Origin of the sequence: Rhodococcus sp. NPDC127527 (genome assembly GCF_042672245.1) — a bacterium.
Taxonomy (GTDB): domain Bacteria; phylum Actinomycetota; class Actinomycetes; order Mycobacteriales; family Mycobacteriaceae; genus Rhodococcus_G.
This window is the reverse complement of the sequence record NZ_JBHXVP010000022.1, coordinates 36651-49237: the sequence shown is the minus strand read 5'-3', so window position 1 is coordinate 49237 and position 12587 is coordinate 36651. Positions and strand designations below refer to the sequence as shown.

The window sequence follows — 12587 nt, the reverse complement described above, 5'->3', positions numbered from 1 at the left end:
GATACGGAGTGCCTGCACTCCGTATCCGCACCACTGCGGCGGAGCCGCATCTACGATTGCCATGGGCAGATTCACATCGAATCGAGGAGGCACCGATGCCGAGGTATCTGTGGCAGGTCACATATTCGGCCGAGGGCGCGACGGGCTTGTTGGCGGAGGGTGGATCAGCTCGGCGGGACGCGATCACCCGCATGGTCGAAAGTGTCGGTGGCACAGTCGAATCCTGCTACTTCGCGCTCGGCGGGCACGATCTGGTGGTGATCGGGGAGGTGCCGGACGAGGTCGCGGCCGCGACGCTCGGCATCCGGACCACCGCTGCGGGCGCCGCGAGATCCGAGTCCACGCCGTTGCTCACGCCGGAACAGGTGGACGACGCGGTCCGTCGCGAGGCCGAGTACCGCGCACCCGGCGACTGACGGCCGCTCCGCGGTCGGCGTGCGAATCGCCCGACCGCTAGCGCAGCAGGGCGGCGACGAAGGGCAGCGAGTCCACCAGTGACGCGTTCACGGTGCCGTCGTGGTCGGTGGGATAGGTGTGGAAGGTCAGGGGCTGACCGTTGGCCTGCAGCGTTGCGGCGAGCGTCAGGACGCCGGGGGTGGAGACGTCGGTGTCCAGCAGGCCCTGACCGATGAACAGCGGCCGGTCGTAGCCGCGTTCGGGGATGCCCATGTAGTCGCGCAGTACGCCGTGGAAGTTCGGGATCGCGCCGAGCGGTCTGGTGAACAGGTCGCCGAGGTTGACGTGCTGCGCGGCAACGACTTCCGCCAGCTCCGGGTCACACAGCTGCTCGGCCCGGTCCACCCACTGGCGACCGGACTCGCTGAGGTGGCTGTCGATGTCGTACTCGGGGAACGAGGTGCGCAGGCCGGAGACGATGTAGAGCGCGTACACGGTGAGGTTCTTCGGCAACTGCACCGGCGGGACCTTCGGACCCAGGTACTGCAGCACGTCCTCGATGTAGGCGGGCACGCCGGTACCGACCGCACCGCGGTAGTCGAGGGCAGGTCCGCCGAACTCCGTTGCGTACCGGGCGGTCGTGATCGCCGCGCCGCCACCCTGCGACTGCCCGACGACCACCCACCTGTTCGACAGCTCCGGGAAGACGTTCCGGCTCGCCTTGACCATGTCCACGACACTGTGCGCCTCGACCCGGCCGTTGAGGTACGGCATCCCGCCGGGGGTGCCGAGCCCGACGTAGTCGGTCGCGACGACCGCGTAGCCCTGCTGCATCCACTTGTGCAGGTAGGCCCAGTCGCGCTCCACCGCGATCGGTCCGCCGATCGAGTACGCGCACTGGTCGGCCAGGCCCGTGGTGCCGTGTGCCCATGCGATCACCGGCCACCCGCCCGCGGGCGGCCGGCCCGGCGGCAGGTAGACGGCGCCGCTGCTCAGGGCGGGCGTGTCCTGGACCCCCTCGGTCCAGTAGGTCAGGCGGCGGGCGTCCGCCGAGCCGGGGACCCACAGGTGGTGGAGGAGCGGTTCGACGGACACGACGGTGCCCGCCGTGGCGGCGGGAGCGGCCTGTGCGGTGGCGGCGCCGCCGACCGCGATCAGCGTCGCGGCGGCGAGCGACAGGAGTCTCGAGGTGGTCGGACGCAGCATGGCGACAGCCAAACACATCGCGCACCGGGCCGCTGGAAGACGAGAGACGGCGCTGCCGTCCACCGAGGCGATCGGTGGACGGCAGCGCCGTCGGTTCTCGGGTGCTGCGCGCAGCGTCTAGAACGCGGCTTCGTCGAGCTCCATGATGTCGTTGTCGACGTTCGCGATGATGGCGCGGTTCGCGGTGAGCTCGGGCAGCACGTTCTTCGCGAAGAAGGACGCGGTCGCGACCTTGCCCTCGTAGAACGCCTTGTCCTTGTCGGCGGCACCGGCGTCGAGCGCCTTGATCGCGATCTCGGCCTGCTCGAGCAGACGCCAGCCGATCAGCAGGTCGCCGACGGACATCAGGAAGCGGACCGAACCGAGGCCGACCTTGTACAGCTCGGTGGGCTGCTCCTGCGCACCCATGAGGAACCCGGTGAGGGTGGCGGCCATGGTCTGGACGTCCTCGAGGGCCGTGGCCAGCAGCGCACGCTCGCTCTTGAGGCGGTTGTCGGCGCTGTCGCTGTCGATGAACTTCTTGACCTGGCCGGCGACGTGGGCCAGGGCGACGCCGCGGTCACGGGCGATCTTGCGGAAGAAGAAGTCCTGCGCCTGGATCGCGGTGGTGCCCTCGTACAGCGAGTCGATCTTCGCGTCGCGGATGTACTGCTCGATCGGGTAGTCCTGGAGGAAGCCGGAGCCGCCGAGGGTCTGCAGGGACTCGGTCAGGTACTGGTACGCCCGCTCGGAGCCGACACCCTTGACGATCGGGAGCAGCAGGTCGTTGACGCGGAACGCGAGGTCCTTGTCGGCGCCGGAGACCAGCTGGGCGACGACCTCGTCCTGGTGCGCGGCGGTGTACAGGTACACCGAGCGCAGGCCCTCCGCGTACGCCTTCTGCATGGCGAGCGCGCGCCGGACGTCGGGGTGGTGGGTGATGGTGACGCGGGGAGCGGCCTTGTCCGTCATCTGGGTCAGGTCCGCGCCCTGGACGCGCTCCTTGGCGTACGCCAGCGCGTTGAGGTAGCCCGTGGAGAGGGTGGAGATGGCCTTGGTTCCCACCATCATGCGGGCGTGCTCGATGACGTCGAACATCTGGGCGATGCCGTTGTGCACCTCACCGACCAGCCAGCCCTTGGCGGGGACGCCGTGCCCGCCGAAGGTGACCTCACAGGTGGCGGAGGCCTTGATGCCCATCTTGTGCTCGACGCCGGTGACGAAGACGCCGTTGCGCTCGCCCATCTCGTTCTTCTCGAAGTCGAAGTGGGTGTTCGGCACGAAGAACAGGCTCAGGCCCTTGGTGCCCGGCCCGGCGCCCTCGGGGCGGGCCAGGACCAGGTGGAAGATGTTCTCGAACAGGTCGTCGGAGACGGCGGAGGTGATGAACCGCTTGACGCCCTCGATGTGCCAGGAGCCGTCGTCCTGCTTGATCGCCTTGGTGCGGCCTGCGCCGACGTCGGAGCCGGCGTCCGGCTCGGTCAGCACCATCGTGGCGCCCCAGCCGCGCTCGACGCAGACCTCGGCCCACTTCTTCTGCTCGTCGGTGCCGTTCTCGAACAGCACGCCGGCGAAGGATGGGCCGGCGGCATACATGAAGGCGGCGGGCTGCGCGCCGAGCAGCATCTCGGCGATGGACCACACGAGGGCGCGGGGCGCGGGAACGCCCCCGATCTCCTCCTGCAGGCCCATGCGGTACCACTCGCCGTCCCACATGGCCTTGAAGGAGGCCTTGAAGCCCTCGGGGATCGCCAGCGTGTGGGTCTCGGGATCGAAGACGGGCGGGTTGCGGTCCGTGTCGGCGAAGGCCTCGGCCAGCGGGCCCTCGGCCAGCTTGGCGACCTCGGCGAGCATGGTGCGGATCGTGTCGGCGTCCAGGTCTCCCCAGGCGCCCTCGTTCAGCGGCTTCTCCAGACCGAGTACCTCGAAGAGGTTGAACTCCAGGTCACGGACGTTGCTCTTGTAATGGCCCATGTCTTCTATCTCTCCCGTTGAGACGGTGCGGTCTAGCAGTTGTCAGTACCGCCCAAGTAGCTACTCGTCGGTAACATTTGCGATGTTACTCGCGATTCAGTTACCTGCCAACAGAACCGCCGAATCCGGCACCGAGGCCACTGGCGACCCCCTCGGCGACACCCGGTTCACGTCCACGCCTGCCGCCCAAGCCCGCCGGCCGTGGCCGTGGCATGATCCGTCGGCCTGGGGGATAGCGAATGATAAGCACATCCGACCAGGTCAGGTGGGGAATCGGGAGGTCCGTGACTGGACGGAGCCGCGCTCGGCAGGGGCCGAGTGCGCCGTGGGCGTTGTTGCTCGGAGGTGCGCAGGTGGCGACGGTGACCCGGTCATGGTCGGTCCCGGATTCGATGTTCGTCACATCCGGGCTTTTCCGGTGGGGTCCGGTCGGTTCCGGGTGAGGAACGCGTCGATCAGGACGAGTTCGTCCTTGTCGAGCGGCCGGCGTAGGTGAGAGAGGTTGCGTTCCACCTGGTGCGGGCTGGCGGAGCCGATCAGCACGGACGTGACCTGGGGCTTTGCGTCTAGCCAGGCCACGGCGAGTTCGGACAGCGGGCGGTCGAGCTTGCTCGCCAGGGTGAGCAGTTCCTCCACCCGGGTCAACGCCTCGTCCGTCGCACCTGCCGCGAAGTACTCGGATCTGTCGAACCGCGAACCCGTCGGGAAGGTCGCATTCTTGCGGTACTTGCCGGTGAGCAGACCGGCCGCCAGCGGGTAGTAGGGGATCGCGCCCAGGCCACGCTCCTCGCAGGCCGGCACGATCTCGTCCTCGACCTCACGCGCGAGCAGGTTCCACTCGATCTGCGCCGCACTGAACCGTGCGAGTCCGAGTCCGCGCGCGGCGTCGTCGGCCTGCCTGATCTGTTGCGCCGAACCGTTCGAGCACGCGATGTGGCGGACCTTGCCGGCCCGCACGAGTTCGTCGAGCGCTTCCAGGGTGTCCTCGATCGGGACGCCCGGGTCGGGGGCGTGCTGGTAGTAGAGGTCGATGTGGTCGACGCCGAGTCGTCGGAGGCTGGCCTCGCACGCGCGCCGGATGTACGCCGGGGACGAGCCCTGGTCGTCCGCACCCATGGGCGCGCCGAACTTGGTCGCGACGACGGCTCGGTCCCGGCGGCCGGCGAGGGCCGCGCCGAGGATCCGCTCGGACTCTCCGGCGGAGTACACGTCGGCAGTGTCGAAGAACGTGATGCCGTGCTCGAACGCCGCATCGACCACCTCGCGCGATGCTGCGGCGTCGATGCGGGAGCCGAAGTTGTTGCAGCCCAGGGACACCTTCGAGACGACCAGGTCGGTTCCGGGAAGGGGTGAGTACTGCATGGAGGTGGACATCGAACTCCTGACGGTGGCGCGGGTGCGGGTCCGGTGAGCGACCCGAATCCGGACATTACGCCGCGCTCGGCCCGGCGCCGACGCTGAATTCCACTGTGTGGTAACGGAAGACGGGCGTGGGCGCCGGGTCGTCGCGGTGCGGCCGGCCGGGTGCCGGCGACCGTCAGCGGTTGAGCGTCGTGTGCAGGAGCAGGACGTTGTAGTTCGAGTGGACGGTGGTGAGGAAGTACAGGTCGGGCCCGGTCGACCAGGGGTGCATGTAAGCGCCGTACGCGGTCGGTAGCTCGCGGGCGTCCAGCAGCACCTCCGGCGGGCCCCACGGACCGGTCGGGCTCGGCGAGCGCCGCATCACCACCGAGTTGAAGTTGTCGGTGGTGAGCATCAGGTACTGGCCGAGGAACTGGTTGTACTGAACGGACAGCTCGCCGACGCCGCCGAACACGATCGGCGCGGCCGCGTTGACGTCGCCCTTCTTCCACTCGGTGCCGTTCCAGTACTCGTACGCGCCGAGGTCGCGGATCTGCTTCTCCGGTACCCGCGCGACGTAGCCCAGCCCGCCGCGTCCGGGCGGGGTGCCGTACTGGTAGACGAAGCCGCCGTCCTTGAGGAAGGCGCTCATCTGGAAGTTCCGGTTGCCGCCTTCGCTGGGGCGGATCGTCTCGGGTGCCATCGCCCAGTTCTCGCCGTTGTCGGTGGAGACCGCGAGCCCGGAGTTGTTGGTTTCCCAGTGCCCGGGTTCGCCCCAGTGGTTGACGGACATCATCGACATGTACTGCACCCCGTCGACCGCGACCCCCGCGGTGGGGATGTGGCTGATCTCCACGTAGGGGATCTTCGGGCTGGGAATGAGTTCCTTGGACTGTCCGAGGAAGTCGCGCGGCGAACTGTCGAAGGTCATCCCGTCGGCCAGATTGTGGTCCGCGCTGCGGAAGAGGGTGTTGCTGCGCCACGACCACAGGCTGCCCGCCAGCAGGTTCGGAATGCCGAGGCCGGCGGAGTCGCCGAACGCGGTGAGGATCTGACCGTTGCCGTTGTCCCACATGATCCCCAGATCGGTGCCGAGCACGTTGTCGTCCTGGGTGCGGTTGGCGCTGAGCAGCCCGGTCATCTGCGCAATCGCGGTGGTGCGTCCGCGCAGGTCGGGTAGGCCGTTCGTGCCGTTGAGCCCGGGAATGGGGTTGACTGTGTTCGGATCCGCGGCGGCAGGACCGGCGAGCATGACCAGCGCCACCATGCTGAGGATCGAAGCCTGTACGAATGACCTGGTACGTCCAACCATTACACGTATCCCCTCGACCGCTGTCGTGTTTGTGTCGTGTTCTTTCGCCCGCGCGTCCTGTCTTGTGCCCACTTCTACGGCCGGCCGCGAAGCGGCCGACCCTTGTCGATGCTAGTGATTTTGTACACAGAACGACAGTATTTTTTGAAACCGGTGTGTACGCGTGGGTCTCATGGGGTAAATGCGAAGGTTCGACCCAACCGATTCGTACCGGTTTCGCCACGCCGGAGGGTCGGCAGGTGATATGAACCGGACCGCAAAGTCTGCTGTGGACGGCGTCATTGCGCAGTGGGCGCGCACAGTACGGTGTCGGGTGTGCCGGGTTCGGGTGGTTCACCCGAGTATCCGACGGAAGAGATATAGAGGAGAAACAAGCAAATGGGTGCAGCGATCGCGAACTCCACGGAGCTTCGTCATTCCGCGATCCTCGGTCTCGGCGTGTACCGGCCCGAGCGGGTCGTGACCAACGACGAGATCTGTGAGCTCATCGATTCGAACGACGAGTGGATCCAGTCTCGATCGGGAATCAGGAACCGGCGGTTCGCCGGCCCCGAGGAGAGTGTGCTCGCGATGGCGATCGAGTCCGGCCGTCGCGCGCTGGCCGCCGCCGATCTGACCGGCGAGCAGATCGGCGCCGTCATCGTCGCCACCTCGACGTACCCGGTCCAGACCCCGGCTGCCTCCGCTCTGGTCGCGGATGCGCTGGGCACGGGCGGCGCGGGCGCCATCGACGTCGCCGCCGGCTGCGCGGGCTTCTGCTACGCGCTGGGCATGGCGTCCGACATGGTGCGTGCGGGAACCGAGGAGCACGTGCTGGTCATCGGCGTCGAGCGGATGAGCGACTCCACCGAGCCCACGGACCGGTCCGTCCGCTTCATCTTCGGTGACGGCGCGGGCGCGGTCGTGGTCGGTCGCGGCGACGAGGCCGGCATCGGCCCGGTCACCTGGGGTTCGGACGGCGCGCAGGGCCGGGCCATCCGGCAGGAGCCGGACTGGGTGGACTTCGCCGAGAACCCGACCCAGAAGCGGCCGTGGATCAAGATGGAGGGCACCTCGGTGTTCCGCTGGGCGGCCTTCGAGATGGGCAAGATCGCGCAGCGGGCCCTCGACCGCACCGGCCTCTCGGTCGACGATCTCGACGTGTTCATCCCGCACCAGGCCAACGCCCGCATCACCGAGGTGATCGTGCGGAGCATCAACCTGCCGGAGACGGTCGCCGTGTCCAACGACATCGCCGAGACCGGCAACACGTCCGCGGCGTCGATTCCGCTGGCGATGGAGGAGATGCTGCGCAGCGGCAGGGCGAAGCCGGGCGACACCGCGCTGCTGCTCGCGTTCGGTGCCGGGCTCGCCTACGCGGGCCAGGTCGTGAAGATGCCGGTGCTCGCCGAGGGCTGAGCTCGACCCGTACCAACCGTCGAAGGTGCCGCTCCGAGAACCGGAGCGGCACCTTCAGTGTTTGTCGGGGTGGATCGTGGCGGTCAGCCGAACAGGTTGCCCAGAGATCCGGTGCCGCCGCCGGTGCCCGGGGTGGACGGCACGGACACGTTGACCACGTGCGCGTCCGAGGACGAGCCGAGGACGCCCGGTGCACCGCTGTAGACCGCGGTCACTCCGTGCGCGCCGGCGCTGGCGAAGGCGTGCGAAAGGGTCGCGGTGCCGCCGGTGACCGGGACGGGGCCACCGATCGCGGTGGTGCCGTCGAAGAACTGAACGGTGCCGCCGGTCTGCGCGGGGGCCACGGTGGCGGTCAGCGTCACCGCCTCGTTCTCGGTGGCGGTCGCAGGCGCGGTCAGCGAGGTGGTGGTGGCCGCCTCGTTCGGTGCGGGCACCGACACCTCGACCGTCTTCGCCGCGGCGGTGGAGGAACCGAATCCCCGTGCGCCGCTGAAGGTCGCGGTGATCGAGTGCGAGCCGGCGGAGTCGAAGGTGTGGGCGAGGACGGCCACCGAGCCCGCCACTGCGACCGGCGCGCCGATGGGTGCGCCGCCGTCGAGGAACTGCACGGTACCGCCGGCCGGGGCGGGCGACACGGTGGCCGCGATGCTGACCGCGACGCCGGTGTTGGCGTGGGTGGGCGCTGTCAGCGCGGTGGTCGTGTCGCGGACCACGGTGGTCACGGTGACGGTGCGGGCCGCGGAGGTGGATCCGGCGATCCCGGGTGCGCCGAGGTAGACGGCGGTGACGCTGTGCGCGCCGTCGGTGTCGAAGGCGTGCGGGAGGGTCGCGGTGCCGCCGGCCAGCGCGACCGGTGCGCCGAGGTTGACGTCGCCGTCCTTGAACTGGACGGAGCCGCCGGCCGTGGCCGGGCTCACCGTGGCGGTGAGGTCGACGGTCGCGCCGTTGTCCGCGGTCGCGGGGGCGGCGAGCGTGGTGGTCGTGGTGGCGTCCGGTCGGGCGACGACGTTGATGGTCGCGAGCGGACCGGCGCCGGCATTCAGTGCCGCGCCGGCGTTGTCACGCGGTGAGCAGCGGGTCGCGGACCAGTAGGAGACCCCGGCGACGGGATCCTTCTCCCGGATGAGCGAGGTGTAGAAGTTCTCGTCCGCCTTGTAGTTCGCGGCATTGCCGGCGGTACGAAGCTTCGGCTCGACGACGGAACCGGCGGGTCCGGCGACGGCCGTCACCTCGATCGCGGGGAGCCGGTAGCTGGTGTCCCCGCTGGAGTTGACGACGATGCCGCCCTCGGCGCCGTCGTTGCTGTTGGGTCCGTTCCCGACGGTCTGGTTGCCGCCGGACAGGCGCAACACCGGGCCGGCGGGGTCTGCGTTGCCGTTCTCGGCGACGCGGACCACGGTCGGCGCGGCGCCGGAGAGGTTCACGGCGGTACCGGGAACCACGGTGGCGGAGACGATCTGGGCACCGTCGGGCACCGCGTAGTCGAACTTGAGCCGCGAGACGCTGGCGCGGTTGCGCAGGCTCTCGCCCTTGCCCGGGAGCACCATCGTCTTCGGCTGCAGCCGGTAGGTGAAGGTGTCACCGGTGATCACGGTGGCGGGGGCGTCGACCGTGACGCCGGTGGCCATCGTCTTGTCGGTGGTGTCGAGCAGGCTCTTGAACTTGCCCCAGCAAGCGGCGGTGAAGTCGGTGTTCGTGGTTGCGGCGGAGGCCGGCGCGGCGAACAGCAGCCCGCCGGTGGCCATCCCGGCGGCCGCGAGGGCCGCCACTGCGCGGCGCATGGGCGCGTGCGACATGAGTACTCCTGAGGTGGTGCGAGGGTGACGGGTCACGAGCCGAACGGGTTCGTGGGGACGGTGGCGGCGTCGGACGCGGTCACGGCGAAGGGCGCGGAGGTGGAGGCCACGTAGCCCGCCGCACCGCTGTAGACGGCGGTGACGGAATGACCACCCGCGGTGGTGAAGGTGTGCGGCAGGATCGCCGCGCCGTTGACGACGGTCACCGGGCTGCCGATCCTGCTGGTGCCGTCCATGAACTGGACGGTGCCGCCCGCGGAGGCGGGGGAGACGGTGGCGGACAGGTCGACGGACTTGCCGACAGTGGCCGTGGGCAGGGCAGTGACCTTGGTGACGGTCGCGACGTCGGACGGTGCCGGGGCGCTGACGGTGACGGTGGCCGAGGCCGACTGCGAGGCCGCGAAGCCGACCGCGCCCTGGTAGGACGCGGTGACGTTGTGGTGACCGGCGGTGGCGAAGGCGTGCGCCAGGGTGGCGACGCCGCCGACGACGTCTACCGGCGCGCCGATCGGGGTGTTGTCCGCAGCGAACTGGACGGTTCCGCCCTCGGGCGCAGGGGAGACGGTTGCGGACAGGGCGACCGCGGACCCGGAGGTCGCGTTGGCGGGCACCGTCAGCGTGGTCGCGGTCGGGGCTGCGACGATCGCCGCGGGCGTGACGTTCACGGTCTGGGCCGCGGAGGTCGAGCCGGTGAATCCGTCGGTGCCGTTGAAGACCGCGGTCAGGGTGTGTGCGCCCTCGGTGGCGAAGGTGTGGCGCAGCGCGGCGGTGCCGTTCACGACCGTGGCCGGTGCGCCGATGTTGGTGTCGCCGTCCTTGAACTGGACGGTGCCGCCTGCGGGGGCGGGGGCGACGCCGGCGGAGAGCGTGACCGCCGCGCCGAGGGTGGCATCGGCGGGCACGGTCAGCGTCGTGGTGGTGTCAACGGCGGGCGCGACGACCTGGATCGTGGCCAGCGGCTTGGCGCCGGCGTTGAGCGCGCCGCCGCTGCTGTCCTTGGGGACGCAACGGGTGGGCGCCCAGACGGTGCCGACGACCGGGGCGGACGCCTTGGCCAGCGAGGTGCTGTAGTTCTCGTCGCTGTTGTAGTTGGCGGCATTGCCGCTGGTACGCAGCTTCGGCGTGATGGTGCCGGGGGCGACGGCGGTGACGGTGACGTCGACCGCGGGCAGCTGGAAGACGCTGTTGCCGCCGGAGTTGGCGGTGCCGTCGAGGTTCTTCTTGAGCTTCGGTGCCCGGATTCCGCCCTCGTTGCTGCCGCTGGAGGTGGGGCTGTTGCCGATCACCTCGTTGTTGCCGGACAGGCGCAGGATCGTACCGTTGGCGTCCACGCTGCCGGCGGTGTTCACGCGCAGCACGTTGGGTGCGGTGCCGTCCAGGTTGGCGCCGGTGCCGGGGACCACCGCGGTGCTCACCAGGGTGGTGTTGGCCGGGATCTCGAAGTCGAACTTGATCCGCGAGAGGTTGGTGGTGGTGCCGCCGGACTGCGAGTCCGGGTAGGAGCCCGGGCCGTTCTGGATCCGGTAGGTGAACGTTTCGCCCGGGGCGACGGTGGCGGGCGCGGTCACGGTGGCGGACGCGTCGGCTACCTGGTGCTGGGGGCCGGCGAACACCGACGGGGTGGCCTGGCAGGCGGTCTTGAAGTTGACGGTGTCCGCGGTAGCGGGGGAACCGATCAGGGCGAGCCCCGCGGTCAGGGCGACGACGCCGATGGGCGCCGCGCAACCGCGCAGGGTGGATCGAGGCATGGATGAACCGGGTCTCTCATGAGGAAAATGGGCACAGATCGCCGGTAGTAGAGCACGTGAACGTGGGTTGAACGGGGTGAAACGGTCACATATATTGGACGATTGTTCAGAGGTGCCGTTCGCGATTGGACGAACGGTCGTGACCTGGGGTTTCCGGAGATGCCGAAGGGCGCCTCCGAGAACGGAGACGCCCTTCGGTGGTCAGGTGGAGGCGCCGATGCGGCGCGCTCCGACGAGACTGAGTCGCTCAGATGGTGCGAACGCCGGTGGCCTGGGGGCCCTTCTGGCCCTGGCCGATCTCGAACTCGACGCGCGCGCCCTCGTCGAGGGTCTTGAAGCCGCTGCCCTGGATCTCGGAGTAGTGCACGAACACGTCGGGTCCGTCACCGTCCTGCTCGATGAATCCGAATCCCTTTTCGCCGTTGAACCACTTGACGGTGCCCTGTGCCACGTTATTACTCCTGTTACTGCGAGCGGGTCCTCAGGTCGAGAACCCTGGTCTCGGGTGTACAGCCTGCCAGCTCATGGTCGTGATGTCGACAGCGGGGTCTACACTAGGTGGTTCTCCGGCCGTATTCGCGGCGCCACGCGGGTGTTGCATCGGTCCCCGTGGCGGCGAAGGATTGAACTCGCAGTGGTCGCGGTCGTGGGCCGCCGGGTGTCGTCGCGGTGGTGGACCGCGATGCGTCGACCGCCGAAGGTTGCTCGCCGCGGGTGCGCCCGCGGCAGGAGGCGACACGATGTTCATTCAGCTCATTCAGGGGAAGGTCGCCGACGAGGCAGGCCTACGTCAGTGCATGGATCGCTGGCAGGACGAATTGCAGCCGGGGGCGACGGGGTACCTGGGCGCGACCAGCGGCATGTGCGCGGACGGCACCTTCGTCATGTTGGCGCGGTTCGAGTCCGCCGAGGCGGCGGCGCGTAACAGTCAGCGACCCGAACAGGCGGCGTGGTGGTCCCAGACCGAACGCTGCTTCGACGGCCCGGTGACGTTCATGGACTGCGCCGAGGTCAGCGAGTGGATGGGTGGCGGATCGGACGCCGCCGGATTCGTCCAGGTGATGGAGGGCCACAGTCGAGACACCGGACGGATGCGTGAGCTGCTGACCCAGGTCGAGGGCGAGGTGCAGAAGGTTCGACCGGAGATCCTCGGCGGGACACTCGCCACCGACGGCAAGGACGGGTACGTCGAGGCCGTGTACTTCACCTCCGAGGCCGAAGCCCGAGCGCACGAGCGGATCGAGATTCCCGACGACCTGCGGTCGCTGTTCGAGGAGGAGAACGAACTGATGGGGGAGGTGTCCTACTACGACATCCGCGAGCCGATGATGACGTCCGCGCGGAAGTGAGATGACCGCGGCAGGCGCCATCACATTCCGGGGCTGAAGGCCGGCCGAATCCGTGTGCCCTGGCTGCGCGGGCGGTCGGCTTCGCTTT

Annotated in this window: 10 protein-coding genes; 3 read left to right on the top strand and 7 right to left on the bottom strand. The window is 69.0% G+C overall.

Features of this window, described 5'->3' with window-relative positions:
• The first annotated feature begins 95 nt into the window (after nt 1-95).
• The gene (locus tag ACFVH2_RS24050; RefSeq protein ID WP_378426303.1) at nt 96-416 is read left to right on the top strand and encodes a GYD domain-containing protein; all 321 of its coding nucleotides are present in this window, start codon (nt 96-98) and stop codon (nt 414-416) included.
• Between the two features lie 37 nt (nt 417-453).
• On the opposite strand, the gene ACFVH2_RS24045 is transcribed toward ACFVH2_RS24050, so the two are convergent.
• The 4 genes from ACFVH2_RS24045 to ACFVH2_RS24030 all read right to left on the bottom strand — a co-directional run bounded on the left by ACFVH2_RS24045 (nt 454) and on the right by ACFVH2_RS24030 (nt 6163).
• Nucleotides 454-1602 carry a lipase family protein gene (locus ACFVH2_RS24045; protein WP_378426301.1) on the bottom strand — a complete coding sequence of 383 codons (1149 nt, stop codon included), beginning with the start codon at nt 1600-1602 and terminating at the stop codon, nt 454-456.
• Nucleotides 1603-1719: 117 nt separating this feature from the next.
• Complete coding sequence (locus tag ACFVH2_RS24040; protein WP_378426299.1) at nt 1720-3555, bottom strand: acyl-CoA dehydrogenase; 1836 nt, start codon at nt 3553-3555, stop codon at nt 1720-1722.
• Between the two features lie 399 nt (nt 3556-3954).
• Nucleotides 3955-4929 (bottom strand): aldo/keto reductase, encoded by a 975-nt coding sequence (locus ACFVH2_RS24035; RefSeq protein ID WP_378426297.1) that lies wholly within the window; start codon nt 4927-4929, stop codon nt 3955-3957.
• Nucleotides 4930-5092: 163 nt separating this feature from the next.
• Nucleotides 5093-6163: a DUF4185 domain-containing protein gene (locus ACFVH2_RS24030; protein WP_378426295.1), complete on the bottom strand. Its 1071-nt coding sequence runs from the start codon at nt 6161-6163 to the stop codon at nt 5093-5095.
• Between the two features lie 423 nt (nt 6164-6586).
• Here ACFVH2_RS24030 and ACFVH2_RS24025 point away from each other — a divergent pair, with 423 nt between their 5' ends.
• Nucleotides 6587-7606, top strand: coding sequence for a beta-ketoacyl-ACP synthase III (locus ACFVH2_RS24025; RefSeq protein WP_378426293.1), 1020 nt, complete (start codon nt 6587-6589; stop codon nt 7604-7606).
• Between the two features lie 83 nt (nt 7607-7689).
• Here the strand turns inward: ACFVH2_RS24025 and ACFVH2_RS24020 are convergent, their stop codons facing one another.
• The 3 genes from ACFVH2_RS24020 to ACFVH2_RS24010 form a co-directional block, all read right to left on the bottom strand.
• Nucleotides 7690-9402, bottom strand: a complete 1713-nt coding sequence (locus ACFVH2_RS24020) for an Ig-like domain-containing protein (protein ID WP_378426291.1) — start codon at nt 9400-9402, stop codon at nt 7690-7692.
• A 32-nt stretch (nt 9403-9434) separates the two neighbouring features.
• Nucleotides 9435-11150 carry an Ig-like domain repeat protein gene (locus ACFVH2_RS24015; protein ID WP_378426289.1) on the bottom strand — a complete coding sequence of 572 codons (1716 nt, stop codon included), beginning with the start codon at nt 11148-11150 and terminating at the stop codon, nt 9435-9437.
• Nucleotides 11151-11397: 247 nt separating this feature from the next.
• On the bottom strand, nt 11398-11601 hold the full coding sequence (locus ACFVH2_RS24010) for a cold-shock protein (RefSeq protein ID WP_142098898.1): 204 nt from the start codon (nt 11599-11601) through the stop codon (nt 11398-11400).
• 289 nt (nt 11602-11890) lie between these two features.
• Here ACFVH2_RS24010 and ACFVH2_RS24005 point away from each other — a divergent pair, with 289 nt between their 5' ends.
• Nucleotides 11891-12499, top strand: coding sequence for a hypothetical protein (locus tag ACFVH2_RS24005; RefSeq protein ID WP_378426287.1), 609 nt, complete (start codon nt 11891-11893; stop codon nt 12497-12499).
• Nucleotides 12500-12587 lie beyond the last annotated feature (88 nt).

Coding starts and splice junctions, on each gene's coding strand:
- ACFVH2_RS24030 (WP_378426295.1), bottom strand. CDS start 6,163: ATGGTGGCGCTGGTCATGCTCGCCGGTCCTGCCGCCGCGGATCCGAAC.
- ACFVH2_RS24005 (WP_378426287.1), top strand. CDS start 11,891: ATGTTCATTCAGCTCATTCAGGGGAAGGTCGCCGACGAGGCAGGCCTA.
- ACFVH2_RS24035 (WP_378426297.1), bottom strand. CDS start 4,929: ATGTCCACCTCCATGCAGTACTCACCCCTTCCCGGAACCGACCTGGTC.
- ACFVH2_RS24025 (WP_378426293.1), top strand. CDS start 6,587: ATGGGTGCAGCGATCGCGAACTCCACGGAGCTTCGTCATTCCGCGATC.
- ACFVH2_RS24050 (WP_378426303.1), top strand. CDS start 96: ATGCCGAGGTATCTGTGGCAGGTCACATATTCGGCCGAGGGCGCGACG.
- ACFVH2_RS24045 (WP_378426301.1), bottom strand. CDS start 1,602: ATGCTGCGTCCGACCACCTCGAGACTCCTGTCGCTCGCCGCCGCGACG.
- ACFVH2_RS24015 (WP_378426289.1), bottom strand. CDS start 11,150: ATGCCTCGATCCACCCTGCGCGGTTGCGCGGCGCCCATCGGCGTCGTC.
- ACFVH2_RS24020 (WP_378426291.1), bottom strand. CDS start 9,402: ATGTCGCACGCGCCCATGCGCCGCGCAGTGGCGGCCCTCGCGGCCGCC.
- ACFVH2_RS24040 (WP_378426299.1), bottom strand. CDS start 3,555: ATGGGCCATTACAAGAGCAACGTCCGTGACCTGGAGTTCAACCTCTTC.